The sequence below is a fragment of the Actinophytocola sp. genome, assembly GCF_045807065.1.
GTDB lineage: Bacteria > Actinomycetota > Actinomycetes > Mycobacteriales > Pseudonocardiaceae > Actinophytocola.
The window spans coordinates 1-15,740 of sequence record NZ_JBJMIE010000432.1; the positions used below are offsets into that span (position 1 = coordinate 1).

The window sequence follows — 15,740 nt, forward strand, 5'->3', positions numbered from 1 at the left end:
ACCCGCCGCCGTGGAGTTACCGTGCCGAGGGTGTCCGGGAGGCGTGCCAGGACTCGGCGTAGCGGCCGTCCTGGCACAGCAGTTCGTGGCGGCTGCCCGCTCGGACGAAGGTCCCTCCCGGCAATCGTCTTGATTGAGATTATCTCGGATCGTACGATCTGGGCATGGCACCTCTTCCCGCGCCTGCCGCGTGGTCGCAACCGCTCCCGGCGGCCGCGCCGCCCGCGGGCATGGCCCTGTACCAGCTACCTACCGGCACCTACGAGACCAGGGCGGCCCTCGCGTTCCGGGGCGGATCGTTCAGGGACAAGCGGCAGTTCGCCGCGACGGCCGTCCTGGTGCGGCACCCGAAGGGCGACCTCCTGATCGACGCGGGTTTCGGCGCCGGGGTCGCCGCGCACATGCTGGCCCAACCGCGGCTCGCGCGTGCTCCGTACCGGGTGACCAGCACCGCGCGGGAGCAGCTCGACGCCTGTGGCTACGACCTCGGCGGGCTCCGCGGCGTGGTGTTGACGCACTGCCACTGGGACCACGTGAGCGGCCTCGACCAGCTCCCGGTGCCCATCTGGATCAACGAGAGCGAGCTGCGACACGCCACCGAGCGGTCCGACGGGGCGGTGTTCCGCGCCGTCGCCGCTGGACACGAGCTCCACCGGTACGAACTCGACGGACCCCCGTACCTCGGCTTCCCGTCGAGTGTGGACGTCTACGGCGACGGGTCGGTCGTCATCGTTCCCGCCGGCGGTCACACGGCCGGCTCGGTGATCGTCTTCGTCGCGGTGCCGGGTGACCGGCGTTACGCCTTCATCGGCGACCTGGCGTGGCAGCTCGACGCCATCACGCGCCGGGTCGACCGGCCGCTGCTGATGCGCGTGCTGGCCGACGTCGATCCCGGCCGGGTGCGCGCGGGGTTGCTCCGCCTGATCTCGCTGGCCGGTCTCATGGACATCGTCCCCGCCCACGACCGCGCCGCCTACGACGGGATCCCACGGCTGCCGCCGGTCCTCGGTGAGCGCGCGTAGGGTTGCCGCATGCGGAGTCAGCCCTCTGCGACGGAGTCACGCGCGACGCGGAACGACGACGACGGCAGCCGCCTGCTGCCCTCGGTCGACTCGGAGATCACCTGGCTGCTGCACCGCGCGGCGCAACACATGCGTGCTCTCACCGACGAACAGGCCGAACAGCACGGCATCCGGCTCCGCGACTACATCGTGCTGAGCGCCATCGACCTGTACCCGGACCGCACGCAGATCGAGCTGGGAAAGTCGTTGGGCCTGGACAAGACCACGCTGATGGTCCAGTTGGACCGGTTGGAGCGGATGGGCCTCGTCGTGCGCCACAACGACCCGCGTGACCGCCGCCGGAGGATCCCGAAGTGCACCGAGTCCGGCCGCGCCGTACGCGCACGGGTCGCGACGGCGGGCGCGAGCGTCGAGGGCGCGGCCCTCGGCGGGTTCAGCGAGGAGCAGGTCGACCTCTTCCGGCGCATGCTGGTCGCGATCATCGGCGACAGCGAGGACAGCGGATCCTGTCTCTAGCCGGCACCGGTGTCATCGGGAGAGTTGGCTCCACCACCAGGCGATGCTGTCGAGCGGTGGCGGCGCCGGCCGCGAGTCCGACGGGGTGTCGGTGCGGGTGCTCGGTAGCGGAGAGCCGTACCTCTTCCCCGGCCGGGCCTGTCCTACGGGCGCAGCCGACGATCCGCCGAGAGGGATCGGTGAGACCGTCCACAGCGGTCCGCAACGCCGGATCGACGATCTCGCGGCTCCACGCCAGGACCGCACGTGCCACGGGAGCGCCGGTACCGGCACATGCGGTAGTGGCAACGAGTTCCGGCCGGGAGTTCCTTCGTCGCACCGGCACTGTCACGTGTGCGGGGTGCGGATTCCGCTGCCGAGAAGGATTTCAGTCGCGCGGTACCTCGGTGAGGAGCTGGAGTGCCTCGGTGAGCGTGCGGGGGTTGCGGACCGTGGGAGGAAGGGCCGAGGTGTGCCAGCCCGGGCCGGCGGCGACGATCACGAGCGGGGCGGGACGGTGGTCCAGCAGGGTCTCCAGTTGCCCCACGTCGGCGGTGGCCGGGGTCTGTGACCACAGGACGATGCCGCGCGGCCCGGTGCGGCGCACGGCCGCGAGCAGGGCGTCGGCAGGCACGCGCGGGCCCAGCAGCCTGCTCGCCCGTCCCGTCTCGGCCAGGGCGGCCACCAGGGCCTCCAGGGGCAGGCCGTGCTGTTCTTCGTCGGTGCAGGCCAGTAGCACCGTGGCGTTCCCGGTCGGGGGACGGACCGCGCTCAGTGCCTCGGAGACCGCGCGGGACAGCACGTGCTCGACCTCGACCATGGTCCTGGTGCGGGCGTGTCTCTCGCCGATGCCGTGCAGCACCGGGCGGACGACGTCGTCCCACGTGGACACCACGCCGTGGGTGGCGATGGCTTCGTCGAGCGCGGTGCGCATGGCGGACTGGTCCAGCCGCATCGCGGCGCGGGCGAGACCGCGGGCGGCGGCGCCGGCACGGCCGACCGGAACGGTGTGCCCACCGCCGTCCCGGCCCGCGGTGGTGGGGGAGCCGCGTGCGATCCGCGCGGCGGTCGCGGCGGGCACGCCCTGCGCGGTGAGCCGCCGCATGGTGTCGAGGCGGGTGACGTCCTCGGGTGTGTAGCGGCGGTGCCGCCCGGCCTCGTGGTGGCTCGGCCCGAGGTCGTAGCGCTGGTGCCAGGTGCGCAGGGTGGTGACGGCGATGCCGAGCCGGCGGGCGACCTCGCCGGCGCTCTGCAGTTCGTCGCGCATCCACTCGGTCCTCGTGCCGTGGCCTATCCCGTGATTCTGGCAGCAGCGAGCCGGCCCGAGATCACGACCATCGGTATCCCGACTCCGGGTTGGGTGCCCGAGCCCACGAACACCACGTTCGACAGCCCCGGGTGCAGGGTGGCGGGCCGCATCGGTCCGGTCTGCGCCAGCGTGTGGGCCGCGGCGAACGGCGTGCCGGCCGCCATGCCGGCGTCGAGCCAGTCGGCCGGGGTGACGACCTCCCGCGTCTCGACCGCCGCGCCGAACCCGGCCCAGCCGCGCTGTTCCACCACGCCGACCAGCTCGTCCGCGTACCGCTCCGCCAGGCCGTTCCGCCAGTTCAGGCCCGGCCGCGCCAGGTTGGGCACCGGGGCCAGCAGGTAGTACGTGTGGCGGCCCGGTGGCGCGAGGGTCGGGTCGGCGTTGCTGGGGTTGGTCAGCAGCAGGGACGGGTCGGACATCAGCTGTCGCCCGCTGGTCACCTCGTCGAAGCTGCGCCGCCAGGCCCGGCCGAACAGGATGTTGTGGTGGGCGAGGCGGCGGTGCTCGGCCCGGGAACCGAGGTGGAGCACGACGCAGGACGGCGAGTACCGCAGCCGCCGGATCCGGCGCGGTACCGGCGCCGGCAGCAGCTCGCCGTAGGCCACCGGCAGGTCCGGGTTGAGCACGACCACGTCGGCGGGTACGTGCTCGCCGTCCGTGGTGCACACGCCGACCGCGCGCCCGTGCCGGACCTCGACCCGGTCCACCGTGGTCCCGTACCTGAGGTCGACGCCGTGCTTGCTCGCGGCGTCGGCCATCGCCCGCGGCACCGCGTGGATCCCGCCGCGCGGGAACCACACGCCCGCCACCGTGTCCAGGTACGAGATGACCGAGTACAGCGCCAGCGCCCGGTGCGGCGCGAGCCCGGCGTAGAGGGCCTGGAACGAGAACAGCCGCCGCGTGCGCGGGTCGCGCAGGTACCGGTCCACCCTCGGCTGCAGCCGGCCGAGGCCGCCCAGTGCGACGAGCCGCGCCAGGTTCGGGGTCAGCAGGTCGGTGAACCGGTCCAGGTTGCGGTCGATGAAGTCGTCGCGCTGCAGCCGCCACATCCGGCGCGCGTACTCGACGTACCGGAGGTAGCCGTCGGCCTCGCGCGGACCGCACAGCTGGGAGATCTCCGCCGCCATCCGGAGCGGGTCGGCGATGACGTCGAGGCTGGAGCCGTCCGGGAACCAGGCCCGGTAGGCCGGGTCGACGGGTGTCAGCTCGACCCAGTCGGCCAGCCGTTCGCCGACCGCGTCGAAGGCGCGGTCGATCAGCTCGGGCATGGTCAGCACCGTCGGGCCGGTGTCGAAGCGGTACCCGTCACGTTCGAGCAGGCCCGCCCGGCCGCCGGGCACCGCCGCGCGCTCCAGCACCGTCACCCGGCGGCCCGCGCCGGCCAGGTGCAGTGCGCAGGTCAGGCCGCCCAGGCCCGCGCCGACCACCACCACGTTGTCGGTAGGTCCGGTCACCGTGCGCATCGCGTTCTCCTGTCAGGCTGCTCGGCTGGTGGCGGTGCGGGCGAGGCGGGCGAGCTCGTGCCGGCCGTCCGGTTCGATCGGCGCGTCGGCGAGCGCGGCGTGCGCCTGCGCGACGCGGTCGGCGATCATCTCCTCGACCCGGTCCGCCGCGCCCGTCCACCGCACGAGCCTGGCCAGCCGGCCCGGCTCGGCGTCCGCGCCGCGAGCCAGCTCCCGTTCGAGCTCGGTGCGCTGCCGCCCGTCGGCCATGGTCCTGGCCAGCTCCAGCAACGGGGTCGGCTTGCCCCGGCGCAGGTCCGCGCCGGCCGGCTTGCCCGTCACGGCCGGGTCGCCGTAGGCGTCGAGCAGGTCGTCGCGCAGCTGGAAGGCCTCGCCGACCGCCATCCCGTACCGGGCGTAGGCCCGCTTCACCGCCTGGTCGGCGTACTCGGACAGCTCCGCGCCGAACAGCAGCGGGCCCACCACCGTGTAGCACGCGGTCTTGAGCCGGGTCACCAGCTCGGCGCGGTCGAGCGACCACACGCGGGAGGCCTCGCCGACCAGGTCGAGGAACTGGCCGGAGATCGTGTCCACCCGCATCCGGTCGTACACCCGCCGCGCCGCGAGCACGACGTCGCCGGGCACCCCGGCCGAGGCGATCAGCTCGTCGGCCCACACCAGGCACAGGTCCCCGACGAGTATCGCGGCCGACCGGCCGAACCCCGTGGCGTCGCCGACCAGGCCGCTCCGCGCGTGCCAGGCGGCCAGCGCCACGTGCGCGCTCGGCCTGCCGCGCCGCGTCGGCGAGTCGTCCATCACGTCGTCATGGACCAGCGCGAACGCGTGCAGCAGCTCGAACGCGGCCAGCGCCGGCAGCACCGGCGCGAGCGGCGCGCCCGGTCCGGCCACGCCCCGCCAGCCCCAGTAGGCGAAGGTCGAGCGCAAACGCTTGCCTCCGCCGAGCGCGGCCTCCCGTGCGACCCTGGCCAGCGCGTGGAGCGTGACATCCACCGTGCGGAGCTCATGTGTCTTCTCGTCGAGGAACTCACCGAGGACGCGGTCGACCGCCGCGGCCCCGTCCACCATCGTCGTCACGGCCAGAGCGTAACCCAAGTCCACCTGTTGCGTCGTTTCGTGCGTCGATTTAGGGTCAGGGTGTGCACGACGACCTCTCGCTCGCCTATGAACGCTGCCGGCTGTTACACCGGCGGCACGGCCGCACCTACTACCTGGCCACCCGGCTGCTCCCCGCGTGGAAGCGGCGGCACGTGCACGCGTTGTACGGGTTCACCCGCTACGCCGACGAGATCGTGGACAGCACCGCCGACCGCCCGGCGAGCGAGCGGGAACGCCTGCTGCGGGACTGGGCGGACCGGTTCCTGGCCGGGCTGCGTGGCGAGGCGGTGGACGATCCGCTGCTGCCGGCCGTGCTGCACACCGTCGCCGTCTTCGGGCTCGACACCATGGACTTCGAGGTCTTCCTGAAGTCCATGGCGATGGACCTCACCGTGACCGAGTACGACACCTACGCCGACCTGCTGTCCTACATGGACGGTTCGGCGGCCGCGATCGGCACGATGATGCTGCCGATCCTGCAGTCCGGCGACCCCGCCGCGGCCCGCGAACCCGCCCGCCAGCTCGGGCTCGCCTTCCAGCTCACCAACTTCGTCCGGGACGTCGCGGAGGACCTCGACCGCGGCCGGGTCTACCTGCCGGCGGAGGACCTCGACCGCTTCGGCGTGACCCGGGCGGACCTGGTCGCGGCGGCGGCCGCGAGACAGGCGCCGCCCGCCGTGCGGGCACTGATCGAGTACGAGGTGCGGCGCGCCTGGTCGCACTACGCCCTCGCGGCGCCGGGGATCCCCATGCTGGCGCCGGGTTCGCAGGCGTGCATCCGCGCCGCGTACCACCTCTACAGCGGCATCCTGCGGGAGATCGAGGCCGCGGGGTACGACGTGTTCCGCCGCCGCGCCACGGTGCCGAACTGGCAACGGCTCGGCGTCGCCCTGCGGTGCGTGCTCACCCGGCCGGGCACGCCGGTCCTGAGTGGACGGTGAACCGTGGACTCGCTGCGGTACCTGGCCGTGCTGCTCGCCTGTCTCGTGGTCACGCTGCCGCTGGAGCCGCTCGCGCGGGTCTACCGGCGGCCGCTGCGGCTGGCCGGCACGCTGCTGCCGGTGCTCGCGGCGTTCGCCACCTGGGACGTGGTCGCGACCCTGCGCGGGCACTGGTGGTTCTCCCACCGCTTCACCCTCGGCGTGCGGATCCTGGGGCTGCCGGTCGAGGAGTGGCTGTTCTTCCTGGTGGTCCCGACCTGCGCCCTGCTGACCTACGAGACCCTGCGGCGCGGCCGTGCCCGGTGAGTACACCGCCGCCGCCGTGGTCGCCCCCGTGGCCGTCGTGGCGCTCGAACTGCTGGTGTTGCGCACGGGTCTGCTGCGGGAGCGCCGGTTCTGGGTGGCGCTGGCGATCGTGCTGGCGTTCCAGGTCCTGGTGGACGGCTGGCTCACCGCGGGCGCCGACCCGGTGGTCGGCTACAGCGCGCGGGCGTCGTCCGGGGTGCGGCTGTGGCGCATCCCGGTCGAGGACTTCGGCTTCGGGTTCGCGCTCGTGACCCTGACCCTGCTGCTGTGGGTCCGTTCCCGGCCGCGGGAGGACGATGATGCCTAGCCCGGCGATACCGACACCGGTGCGCCTGGCCGGCGAGCACCTGGTGCGGCACGGGTTGCGTGGCGTGTGGCGGCGCGGCGTGCCGCCCGAGGGCCCGTTCGTCTGGGCCGCCAACCACCACAGCTGGTGGGACCCGTTCGTGGCCGCGGTGGTCCTCGGCCGCCTGGGCCGTGCGCCGTGCGTGTTGATGGACCAGGACAACCTCCGCCGGTTCCGGGTCGCCCGGCTGCTGAGCGCCTTCGGCACCCGGGAGCTGCGCCGGGGGCTCGACCACCTGGGTGCCGGCCGGGTGCTCGTGATCTTCCCCGAGGGCGGGCTGCGGCCGGCCGGACCGCTCGGGCCGCTGTCCGGCGGGGCCGCCTGGTACGCGCGGACGGCGGGGGTGCCGGTGTGCGCGGCGGCCACGCGGGTCGTCCTCCGTGGCCACCAGGCGCCGGAGGCCTACGTCTCGCTGTCCACAGTGGATTCGTCGGCTCTCGGCCAAGGGCTCGGCACCGAACTGGACCGGCTCGACCGGCTCGTCGCCGGCACCGACCCGCGCAGTCCGCTGCCGACGTTCCTGCCGGTGCTCGCCGGACGCCGCAGCTGGGAGGAGCGATGGGCGCGCTGAGCGCGGTCGTGCTCGGCTTCCACCTGGTCAAGACCGCCGGGCTGGTCGTCAACCTCGCGGCCTTCCCGGTCCTGCGCGCGCCCGGCCGGCCGGGGCCGCGGACGTCCATCCTGGTGCCCGCCCGGGACGAGGCGGAGACGCTGCGCGGCACCCTGCCCGGACTGCTCGCCCAGCCGGCCGCCGAGATCCTGGTCCTCGACGACGGCTCCCGGGACGGCACCGCCGCGGTGGTCGCGGCGTTCGCCGAGCGGGACGGCCGGGTGCGGCTGGTCACCGGCACGCCACCGCCACCCGGCTGGGTCGGCAAGAACTGGGCCTGCCACCAGCTGGCCGGCGCGGCCACCGGTGACCTGCTGGTGTTCTGCGACGCGGACGTCACTCTCGCCCCCGGCGCGTTGTCCGCCGTGCACCAGCAGATCCACGCGCAGCGCGCCGACGTGTTCTCGGTGTTCCCCCGCCAGCACACGGGAACCGTGGGGGAGCGGCTGCTGGTGCCGCTGGTCGACGAGACGCTGCTGGGGTTCCTGCCGCACCCGCTGCTCGACGCCCCGGTGCCGGGCGCCGCCACGGCCAACGGCCAGCTGCTCGCCTTCGCTCGCGGGGCGTACGAGCGGATCGGCGGCCACGCCGCGGTCGCCGGGTCGATCGTCGAGGACCTCGCGCTCGCCCGCCGGACGCGTGCGCGGGGGCTCAAGCTCGGCCTCGCGCTGGGCGGAGACCTGGTCGGCACGCGGATGTACACCGGTTATCGCGACGCGGTGCGCGGCTTCGGCAGGAGCCTGCACGCCGGACGGCGGCGGTGGCTACTGGCCGGCGCGGCGTGGCAGTTCGCGGCCTACAGCCTGCCCTGGCTGCGCCGGGGGAGCCGGGCATGGCGGTGGGCGGCGGCGCTCGGCCTCGCGCAACGCGTGCTGGCCGTCGCCAAGACCGGGCGGCGCGGCTACCTGGAGGCCCTGCTGGTGCCGGTGACCGCGCCCGCGGTCCTGCCCGTGGTCGCCGTGGCCCTGCGCGGCACCGCCCGCTGGAAGGGGCGGACCTACCCGTGACCAGGTTGCCCCGGCCCGCCCGCACCCCGGCCCTCGGCCACCTGTGGCGGTGGGTCAGCGACCCGCTGGCACTGCTCGAGGACGGCGCCCGCCGGGGGTCGGTCTTCGAGCTGCGGCTGTGGCGCCGTGCCGTGGTGGGCTACCGGCCGGAGTGGAACCGCGCGGTGCTCGGCGACCTGGAGACGTTCCGCAGCCGCGGCAGCCTGTCCGGGCTCACGCCCTACCTGTCCGGCGGCGTCGTCCACACCGACGTGCCGGCGCACGACGCCCGGCGCCGCATGCTCAACCCGCACTTCAGCTTCCGCGCGCTGGCCGGCACGCGGCTGCGGGAGCTGGTCGAGGTGCCGGCCGGACCGTTCGACGCCGTCGCGTGGTCCGCGCGGACGGTCCGGCGGATGCTCAACGCGGTCCTGTTCGCCGACCGGGTGCCTGACCGGCTGCTCGCGGCGTTCGTCGCGCCGCTGGACCGGCCCGCGCCGCACCCGCTGCTGCCGCGGCCGTGGCTGTTCCACCGGGTCGGGCGGGCGATCGCCCACGCGGTGGCCGACCCGCCGGCCGGCAGCCTGCCGGCCGCGCTCGCCGGCACCGGCGCCGTGGTCGAGGAGCTGCGGGTCGCCCTCGCCGCCGGCTACGACACGACCGCCCACACGCTGGCGCTGGCGCTGTGGCAGCTGGCCGCCATGCCCGAGTACCAGCACGCCGACGCGGTCGACGAGGTGCTCGACGAGGTGCTGCGGCTGTACCCGGCCGGCTGGATCGGCAGCCGGGTCGCGGTCCGCGACGTCACGGTCGCCGGCGTGGCCGTGCCCGCCGGCACGATGGTGCTGTACTCGCCCTACCTCACCCATCGCGACCCGGACCTGTGGCAGTCACCGGACCGGTTCCTGCCCGGCCGGCCCAAGCCCGCCTGGGGCTACCTACCGTTCGCGGCGGGCCGGCGCACCTGCCTGGGCGCCCACCTCGCCCGGCTGATGCTGCGCACCGCCCTGTCCGCGTTCGGCACCGGCGACCTGGTCCGGTGCGGCGGCGACGCGTCCCTGCGCACCGGGATCACGTTGTACCCCCGGGGTCCGCTCTGGCTCTCCGCTCGCTGAGTCCGCGAACAGCTCCCACGCCAGCAGCACGAGGGCGGCCAGCACGGCCAGTGCGAGGAGCCAGAAGGGCACCGGGGGACTCCCGTCGTCGCGGCCGTTCTGGGAGAGGAAGGGGACGTAGGACAACGCCGACGCGAACTGGACCAGGACGGGGACCGGCCACAGGCGGCGGGGCAGGTGGAACGCGACGACGACGGACAGCACGTCGGCCAGGTAGAAGTACCGCTCGTGCATCGCGGGCAGGAAGAACGGGATGAGGACCACGAACACCGCGCCGAGCAGCACGGTGCGGGCGGTGGTCAGCGGCGTCCGCCTGGTCACCGCGTAGAGGACCAGGCCGGCCACCAGCTCGCCGGTGACCAGGATGGCGATGTTCCGAACGATCCCGGTGCCGGTGCCGAAGTCGAGGAGCTGGTAGACGTTGGCCGCGTTCAACGTCAGCTGTGAGTACTCGCCCGTCTGGTTGACGTAGACGGACAGCAGGTCCGCGGGGCTCGCGCCGGCCAGGAGCGCGGGAAGGTCCAGGGCCACCACGGTGGCCGGGACGGCCAGGAGCGCGAGCCACGGCACCCTGCGCCGCAGCACGAGCACGGCGAGGACGGGCAGCAGGAAGATGGCCTGCAGCTTGAACGCCAGTGCCAGCCCGAAGAACACGCACGCCAGCCAGGGCCGGGAGCGCACGGCGAAGTACAGCCCACCGACGCCGAACGCGGCGTAGATCGAGTCGCACTGGCCCCACATGGCGCCGTTCATGACGACCGTCGGCAGCAGCGCGACCACCGCGGCCGCGGCGAAGGCCGTCCAGTCGCGGGGGTACCTGAGCGCGACCAGCCTGTACACGAAGAACGCGAGCAGCAGGTCGCCGAGGACGGAGATGGTCTTGACGCCGGCGAGGACGGGCACCGGCAGGTAGGTGAGCAACGCGATCAGGTAGAGGTAGGGCTCGTTGTAGTCGGCGAACTGGTAGCGCAGCGCGGCGAAGCCGCCGTTGGACTTGATGAACTCGTACCACTGGGCGACGAACGCCCGGTAGTCGCTGGACTGGAAGTCGAACAGCTCCACTCTGATCACGACCGCCAGCGCCACGGCGAGAGCGGCGGCGACCATGGCGGGAACGGTGCGTGAGTTCGTCAGCTCCACGGGCAGATCCGACCACACCCAGCTGTGTTGGACCTGTGAGCGGGCTTGGCCGCCGAACGCTGGTTGCTCGTATTGTCGGGTGAAGGAATGCCGGCCGATTCGGGAGTCGTAGATGTCCGACCCGCTGTCCGACACCGCTCGTGCTCAGGAGGTGTCCGAGCGCCTGGCGCGGCTCAGCATCACCGAGACGGTGGGACCGGTCAGTGTGACCGTTGGCGCCAACGGCATTCCGACCGGTATCGCGATGAGCGACGGGGTGCGCGAGCTGGGCCCGGCCGACATCGCGGCGAGTGTGATGGAGGCGACGCGCAAGGCGCAGTCCCGCTGTTCGGCGCACGTCGCGAAAATCCTGGCGGAAACGTCCATGCACACGGCAGGAAGTTGAGCCGGCCGCCGGCCGCCCAGATCGGCTCTGTTTCGTGGCGGCGGGCACGGACTACCGCGGAGGCGACTTCACCTTTCCTTGACGGGACCCGGCTCCTTGATCTGGCCTGGCGGCGCGCCAGGGTTCACCAGGTCAGGTCGGGGCCCGCCGAGGGTGCCGTGCCGCCCAGAAGCCGCCGCTGGTAGGCGGAGACGGTGGGATCGCGCCTCGGGGGCGGCGGCGTGCCGAACCCGCACGGGGGAGCCTGCGTCGCGGCACGGCCGTTGCGCATCAGACAGGGCTCGCACGGCATGCCGGTCATGCCGGGCAGCCACTGCATGTCCTCGACCGGGAGCCGTTCTCCGCAGAGCGGGGTCAGCACCGCGAGCGCCTGGGCGTCGGGCAGGAGTGGGAACACGTGCACGACGCGGCGGGATTCCAGCGCGGTACCGGGCTTGAGCCGGCCGAGGAGTACCACGGGTTCGGAATAATCAACCGATGGTGGCACGTGCGCGCCGGGCGCGCCGTCGCACAGACCGAGGTCAGTGGGGGCGAACGGTCTTGCTGCTGGGAGGAATTCGACAGTGGCCGGTACCCGTCCCGCGACTTCCGACACCGTTTCACCTCCATGGGTTGCAGTGCGATTAATCCTGGTGGATGATTAATCGCACTGTCAAGCGCAGTGTCGATCTCTGGGGAGAAGATCTGGAGTGCGACATGGACGTCGACAACCCGGTGACCAGCGGCAAGCCCTTTCCTGAGCACGGTTGGCGGAGGGCGGAATTCTGTGGACCGAACGGGGGGAACTGCGTGGAGGTGAACCTCGTAGCCCGGGGGGTGGTGGTCGGAGTCAGGGACAGCAAGGTGGGCGGCGGCCCCGTGCTGACCTTCTCCGGCGGGCAGTGGCGGTCGTTCCTGGCCGCCATGACGTCCGCTCGGCTCCGGCAGCGGTAGGCCCGCGGCCTCGCAACGCGATTAATCCTCGTGTTGCGGGGCCGGTCGGGTGAACGTCGACCGCCGCCGGCGTCACGGTGGTCCGAGTGGGCTAAAGTGATCGACTCGTCAGCTCCTTCAGCGAGAGCGGGAGATTCCCGGTGTCCAGCACGGTGACGTCGCGGCGCAGGCAACTCGGCAACGAGATCCGCCGTGCCCGGCTGGCGGCGGGGATGACCCAGCAGGACGTCGCCGAGCTGCTCGGCTGCGGCCAGGGGAAGATCAACAAGATCGAGGCGGGTGCCGTCTCGGTCAAGCAGGCCGACCTCAAGCAGATGCTGGACGCGTTCGGGGCCAGCAAGACCGAGGTCGACATGATGACCGAACTGGCCCGGGCCACCGGCCAGCGCGGCCAGTGGTCGGGTTACCGCTCGGCGGTGCCGCACTGGTTCCGCACCTTCACCGACCTCGAACCGGCCGCCTCGGAGATCCTCAGCTGGCACGGCGAACGCATTCCCGGGCCGCTGCAGTCCGAGCACTACATGCTCAAGCAGTTCGGCGAGGCCAGAGCGACGGACGTCACCTCGTTGGTGCGCAACAGGTTGGAACGCAAGCAGGTCTTCGACCTCAAGCGGCCGCCGTACTACCGGTTCATCCTCGGCGAGGCCGCGCTGCGCCGGATGCCGGGCGGTCCGAGCGTGTCCGTGGCGCTCGACCAGGTGCAGCACCTGCTCGACCTGGAGCAGCGCTACCCGAAGACGTTCATCCACCTGCTGCCGTTCGACAGCAAGCTCTCGTTCGTGCCCAACGACTTCACCATCATGCGGTTCTCCGACGCCACCAAGGACTTCGTGTTCGTCGAGCACGCGGCGGGCGGCGTCTACATCGAGGACGAGGGCGACTTCGAGCTGTTCGTCGACGCGTGGGACCGGCTGCGCGGCGCGGCACTCGAACGCGGCGAGACCGCGGAGTTCCTGGACAAGCTCGCCCAGGACCTCCGCACCCGGATCAAAGTCTGAACAAAACGAAGACCGTTCGCCGGTGGAAAGGACCAGTACGTGACCGACTCCGAGCAGGACCCCTTCCCGCCCCAGGGGGTCGACCTCGAGCACCCCAGCGTCGCCCGCGTGTACGACTGGTACCTCGGCGGCACCGCGAACTGGGCGATCGACCGCGAGTTCGGTGAACGCGTGCTGACGACCTTCCCCCTGCTCCGCCCGATCGCCATCGCCAACCGGCTGTTCCTGCACCGGGTCGTGCGCCACCTCGTCCGCCAGGGCGTCAAGCAGTTCGTGGACATCGGCTCCGGCGTGCCGACGATGGGCAACACGCACCAGGTGGCCGACGAGGTGGCCCCGGACTCGCACGTGGTCTACATCGACCACGAGCCGGTCGCCGTCGCGCACTCCCAGGTGCTGCTGGAGAAGGACGGCGACCCCGCACGCCACGCCGCGATCAACGCGGACCTGCGCAGCCCGGACCGGTTGTGGCAGCAGGTGATCGAGACCGGCGTCATCGACCTCGACCAGCCGATCGCACTCCTGGTGATCGCGGTCCTGCACGTCCAGCAACCCGACGCGGACGGCGTCGACGTCGGACCACGCGCGATCGCCCGCTACCGGGAGCTGCTCCCCCCCGGCTCGTACCTGGCCATCTCCCACATCACCGACGACGGCGTGCCCGAGGAGGTGGGGGAGCGGCTGGTCGATCTGAAGCAGATGTACGACACGTCCAGCAGCCCGGTGATCTGGCGCTCGCACGACCAGATCCGCGAACTGTTCGGCGACTTCGAGCTGCTCCCACCGGGAATGGGCTGGACCCCGTCCTGGCACCCCGAGGAAACCGGCCCCACCTCCCCGACCATCGAGTTCGACAAGCCGAACGAGGCCGTGATCTGGGCGGGCGTGGGTCGCAAACCGTTGCGATCCTGATCCTTGTCCCAGGTGGGCACGCGACCACCACCCCCACGAGAACGCATCGCCTCGTCGGCGTCCCGCGTCCTGCTGCCGCCCGGTCAGGCCCCGAAGTAGTGCCCCTGGTCGAGGTCGGCGACGAGCCCGGGCTGGACCGGTTCCCAGCCCAGCAGTCGCCGCGTCTCGGCGCTGTCGGTTGGATTGTCGAGGGTCACGAACGGGGCGAAGGCGCCGAAGTGGGCCGCCACCTGCTCGCCGGGGACGCTCACGGCCGGCACACCCAGGTGGCGACCGATGACCTCGGCGATCTCGCGCGTGGTGACGCCCTGCTCGGCTGCCGCACGCAAAGTCGCTCCCGCCGGCGCCTTCTCCAGTCCCAGCCGGTAGAGGACGGCGAGGTCCAGGGCGTGGGTGGCGGGCCAGCGGTTGGCGCCGTCGCCGACGTAGCCGGACACGCCCGTCGCGCGGGCGATTCTGATCAATGTCGGCACGAAGCCGCCCCGGTCCCGCGGGCCGTGCACGACCTGCGGCACGGCGACGAGCAGGGTGCGGACGCCCTGGCCGGTGCGCGCGAGGAGCGCCCGCGAGGTGGCGGAGCGGGGGTTGGCGGCGAAGGCGGCGTCGCGCTTCGCGTCACCGGTGGGGCCGGCGCCGACGGCCATGAGGGTCTTGCCCGTGCCGGCCAGCGCGTCCCCCAGCGTCTCGGCCACGGCCAGGTCGGCGGCCGCCGCGCCGGCGAAGTTCCCGGCGAACGCGGCCTCGTGGTCGAACGCGAGGTGCACGACCGCGTCCGCCTCGGCCGCGGCCGCACGCAGGCCGTCGAGATCCTGGAGGTCGCCGCGACGCACCTCGGCGCCGAGGGCTTTCACCGCGGCGGCTGACTCCTCGGACCGGGCGAGGCCGACGACCTCGTGCCCGGCCGCGATGAGTTCGGGAACGACGGTCGAGCCGATGTGGCCGCTGGCGCCGGTGACGAAGACACGCATCTGTGGTCCTCCCTGATGAGACTTGGTCTCATCACCGTAGCAGAGTGATGAGACCAAGTCTCATCACCTAGGCTGTGTCCCATGGGTCGTTGGGAGCCGAACGCGCGGGAGCGGCTCGTGCTGGCCGCGGTCGAGCTGTTCGGCGAGCAGGGCTACGACAGCACCACGGTCGCCCAGATCGCCGAGCGCGCCGGGCTGACCAAGGCGACCTTCTTCCGGCACTTCCGGGACAAGCGCGAGGTGCTGTTCGCCGGTCAGGACGTGCACAGCCGGCTGCTGGCGGACGGCGTCGCCGCGGCACCCGACGCCGCGACGCCGATGGCGGCGGTCGCCGCGGCACTCGACGCGCTCACGGCCTCGTTCACGCCGGCACAACGCGAGTTCGGCCCCGCTCTGCGGGCGGTCATCGCGGCCAACAGCGAGCTGCGGGAGCGTGCGGCGTTCAAGCGTGCCGGCCTGGTCGAGGCCCTGGCGGACGCACTGCGGAGGCGGAACGTGCCCGACCCGGCCGCGGGCCTCGCGGCCGAGGTCGGCGTGCACGCCTTCTACCGCGCCTTCGAGAGCTGGACGGACCCGGCCAACGCGCGCCCCTTCGGCGAACTGGCCCGCGAGGCACTCGGCGAGCTGCACGCGGCGGTGACCACGCTGCACTGAGGCCGCGCCGTTCCGGCTGCTGTCCGAGAGGCGGGTTCCGTTGCTGGCAACGGGAAAGCGGG

At 72.7% G+C, this 15,740-nt stretch carries 18 protein-coding genes and 1 pseudogene; 13 read left to right on the plus strand and 6 right to left on the minus strand.

Annotated elements, in window-relative coordinates; genetic code table 11:
• Window positions 1-164 precede the first annotated feature (164 nt).
• Together ACJ73U_RS25270 and ACJ73U_RS25275 are read left to right on the plus strand one after the other, a co-directional pair.
• Window positions 165-1,022, plus strand: a complete 858-nt coding sequence (locus ACJ73U_RS25270) for an MBL fold metallo-hydrolase (protein WP_407780193.1) — start codon at window positions 165-167, stop codon at window positions 1,020-1,022.
• Window positions 1,023-1,031: 9 nt separating this feature from the next.
• On the plus strand, window positions 1,032-1,538 hold the full coding sequence (locus ACJ73U_RS25275; protein WP_407780194.1) for a MarR family winged helix-turn-helix transcriptional regulator: 507 nt from the start codon (window positions 1,032-1,034) through the stop codon (window positions 1,536-1,538).
• A gap of 367 nt (window positions 1,539-1,905) precedes the next feature.
• Here the strand turns inward: ACJ73U_RS25275 and ACJ73U_RS25280 are convergent, their stop codons facing one another.
• Genes ACJ73U_RS25280 through ACJ73U_RS25290 form a run of 3 tightly spaced genes read right to left on the minus strand, consistent with a single transcriptional unit; the run spans window position 1,906 to window position 5,354 of the window.
• Window positions 1,906-2,784, minus strand: a complete 879-nt coding sequence (locus tag ACJ73U_RS25280; RefSeq protein WP_407780195.1) for a MerR family transcriptional regulator — start codon at window positions 2,782-2,784, stop codon at window positions 1,906-1,908.
• A 23-nt stretch (window positions 2,785-2,807) separates the two neighbouring features.
• Window positions 2,808-4,289 (minus strand): phytoene desaturase family protein, encoded by a 1,482-nt coding sequence (crtI, locus tag ACJ73U_RS25285; RefSeq protein WP_407780196.1) that lies wholly within the window; start codon window positions 4,287-4,289, stop codon window positions 2,808-2,810.
• Between the two features lie 12 nt (window positions 4,290-4,301).
• Entirely contained in the window at window positions 4,302-5,354 is a 1,053-nt protein-coding gene (locus ACJ73U_RS25290; protein WP_407780227.1) for a polyprenyl synthetase family protein, read from the minus strand.
• 71 nt (window positions 5,355-5,425) lie between these two features.
• Between ACJ73U_RS25290 and ACJ73U_RS25295 the strand changes: the two genes are divergently transcribed.
• From ACJ73U_RS25295 to ACJ73U_RS25320, 6 genes are read left to right on the plus strand one after another with little or no spacing between them, the layout of a single operon-like run.
• Entirely contained in the window at window positions 5,426-6,325 is a 900-nt protein-coding gene (locus ACJ73U_RS25295) for a phytoene/squalene synthase family protein (RefSeq protein ID WP_407780197.1), read from the plus strand.
• Window positions 6,326-6,328: 3 nt separating this feature from the next.
• Complete coding sequence (locus ACJ73U_RS25300; RefSeq protein WP_407780198.1) at window positions 6,329-6,631, plus strand: lycopene cyclase domain-containing protein; 303 nt, start codon at window positions 6,329-6,331, stop codon at window positions 6,629-6,631.
• On the plus strand, window positions 6,621-6,938 hold the full coding sequence (locus ACJ73U_RS25305; RefSeq protein WP_407780199.1) for a lycopene cyclase domain-containing protein: 318 nt from the start codon (window positions 6,621-6,623) through the stop codon (window positions 6,936-6,938). The genes ACJ73U_RS25300 and ACJ73U_RS25305 overlap by 11 nt, the downstream gene beginning before the upstream one ends.
• Window positions 6,931-7,548, plus strand: coding sequence for a lysophospholipid acyltransferase family protein (locus tag ACJ73U_RS25310; RefSeq protein WP_407780200.1), 618 nt, complete (start codon window positions 6,931-6,933; stop codon window positions 7,546-7,548). The genes ACJ73U_RS25305 and ACJ73U_RS25310 overlap by 8 nt, the downstream gene beginning before the upstream one ends.
• On the plus strand, window positions 7,536-8,594 hold the full coding sequence (locus ACJ73U_RS25315; protein WP_407780201.1) for a glycosyltransferase: 1,059 nt from the start codon (window positions 7,536-7,538) through the stop codon (window positions 8,592-8,594). Before ACJ73U_RS25310 ends, ACJ73U_RS25315 begins: the two co-directional genes overlap by 13 nt.
• A complete protein-coding gene (locus ACJ73U_RS25320; RefSeq protein WP_407780202.1) occupies window positions 8,591-9,688 on the plus strand; it encodes a cytochrome P450 in 1,098 nt (365 codons plus the stop codon). The genes ACJ73U_RS25315 and ACJ73U_RS25320 overlap by 4 nt, the downstream gene beginning before the upstream one ends.
• Before the next feature lie 264 nt (window positions 9,689-9,952).
• On the opposite strand, the pseudogene ACJ73U_RS25325 reads toward ACJ73U_RS25320, so the two are convergent.
• Window positions 9,953-10,795: pseudogene (locus tag ACJ73U_RS25325) on the minus strand (glycosyltransferase 87 family protein); the annotation flags it as partial.
• A gap of 145 nt (window positions 10,796-10,940) precedes the next feature.
• Here ACJ73U_RS25325 and ACJ73U_RS25330 point away from each other — a divergent pair.
• Window positions 10,941-11,213: a YbaB/EbfC family nucleoid-associated protein gene (locus tag ACJ73U_RS25330; protein ID WP_407780203.1), complete on the plus strand. Its 273-nt coding sequence runs from the start codon at window positions 10,941-10,943 to the stop codon at window positions 11,211-11,213.
• 124 nt (window positions 11,214-11,337) lie between these two features.
• Here ACJ73U_RS25330 and ACJ73U_RS25335 read toward each other — a convergent pair whose 3' ends face one another.
• A complete protein-coding gene (locus tag ACJ73U_RS25335) occupies window positions 11,338-11,670 on the minus strand; it encodes a hypothetical protein (RefSeq protein ID WP_407780204.1) in 333 nt (110 codons plus the stop codon).
• A 239-nt stretch (window positions 11,671-11,909) separates the two neighbouring features.
• On the opposite strand from ACJ73U_RS25335, the gene ACJ73U_RS25340 reads away from it, so the two are divergent.
• The 3 genes from ACJ73U_RS25340 (at window position 11,910) to ACJ73U_RS25350 (ending at window position 14,056) form a co-directional block, all read left to right on the plus strand.
• The gene (locus ACJ73U_RS25340; RefSeq protein WP_407780205.1) at window positions 11,910-12,146 is read left to right on the plus strand and encodes a DUF397 domain-containing protein; all 237 of its coding nucleotides are present in this window, start codon (window positions 11,910-11,912) and stop codon (window positions 12,144-12,146) included.
• Between the two features lie 140 nt (window positions 12,147-12,286).
• Complete coding sequence (locus ACJ73U_RS25345) at window positions 12,287-13,144, plus strand: helix-turn-helix domain-containing protein (protein WP_407780206.1); 858 nt, start codon at window positions 12,287-12,289, stop codon at window positions 13,142-13,144.
• Between the two features lie 39 nt (window positions 13,145-13,183).
• Window positions 13,184-14,056 (plus strand): SAM-dependent methyltransferase, encoded by an 873-nt coding sequence (locus tag ACJ73U_RS25350; protein ID WP_407780207.1) that lies wholly within the window; start codon window positions 13,184-13,186, stop codon window positions 14,054-14,056.
• 83 nt (window positions 14,057-14,139) lie between these two features.
• Here the strand turns inward: ACJ73U_RS25350 and ACJ73U_RS25355 are convergent, their stop codons facing one another.
• Complete coding sequence (locus ACJ73U_RS25355; RefSeq protein ID WP_407780208.1) at window positions 14,140-15,024, minus strand: SDR family oxidoreductase; 885 nt, start codon at window positions 15,022-15,024, stop codon at window positions 14,140-14,142.
• An 81-nt stretch (window positions 15,025-15,105) separates the two neighbouring features.
• On the opposite strand from ACJ73U_RS25355, the gene ACJ73U_RS25360 reads away from it, so the two are divergent.
• Entirely contained in the window at window positions 15,106-15,678 is a 573-nt protein-coding gene (locus ACJ73U_RS25360; protein ID WP_407780209.1) for a TetR family transcriptional regulator, read from the plus strand.
• Window positions 15,679-15,740: the final 62 nt, after the last annotated feature.

What these genes read in the sequence shown, in the direction of transcription:
- ACJ73U_RS25270 (WP_407780193.1), top strand. Translation starts at nt 165, where the DNA reads ATGGCACCTCTTCCCGCGCCTGCCGCGTGGTCGCAACCGCTCCCGGCG.
- ACJ73U_RS25275 (WP_407780194.1), top strand. Translation starts at nt 1,032, where the DNA reads ATGCGGAGTCAGCCCTCTGCGACGGAGTCACGCGCGACGCGGAACGAC.
- ACJ73U_RS25280 (WP_407780195.1), bottom strand. Translation starts at nt 2,784, where the DNA reads ATGCGCGACGAACTGCAGAGCGCCGGCGAGGTCGCCCGCCGGCTCGGC.
- crtI (WP_407780196.1), bottom strand. Translation starts at nt 4,289, where the DNA reads ATGCGCACGGTGACCGGACCTACCGACAACGTGGTGGTGGTCGGCGCG.
- ACJ73U_RS25290 (WP_407780227.1), bottom strand. Translation starts at nt 5,354, where the DNA reads ATGGTGGACGGGGCCGCGGCGGTCGACCGCGTCCTCGGTGAGTTCCTC.
- ACJ73U_RS25310 (WP_407780200.1), top strand. Translation starts at nt 6,931, where the DNA reads ATGCCTAGCCCGGCGATACCGACACCGGTGCGCCTGGCCGGCGAGCAC.
- ACJ73U_RS25315 (WP_407780201.1), top strand. Translation starts at nt 7,536, where the DNA reads ATGGGCGCGCTGAGCGCGGTCGTGCTCGGCTTCCACCTGGTCAAGACC.
- ACJ73U_RS25330 (WP_407780203.1), top strand. Translation starts at nt 10,941, where the DNA reads ATGTCCGACCCGCTGTCCGACACCGCTCGTGCTCAGGAGGTGTCCGAG.
- ACJ73U_RS25340 (WP_407780205.1), top strand. Translation starts at nt 11,910, where the DNA reads ATGGACGTCGACAACCCGGTGACCAGCGGCAAGCCCTTTCCTGAGCAC.
- ACJ73U_RS25355 (WP_407780208.1), bottom strand. Translation starts at nt 15,024, where the DNA reads ATGCGTGTCTTCGTCACCGGCGCCAGCGGCCACATCGGCTCGACCGTC.
- ACJ73U_RS25360 (WP_407780209.1), top strand. Translation starts at nt 15,106, where the DNA reads ATGGGTCGTTGGGAGCCGAACGCGCGGGAGCGGCTCGTGCTGGCCGCG.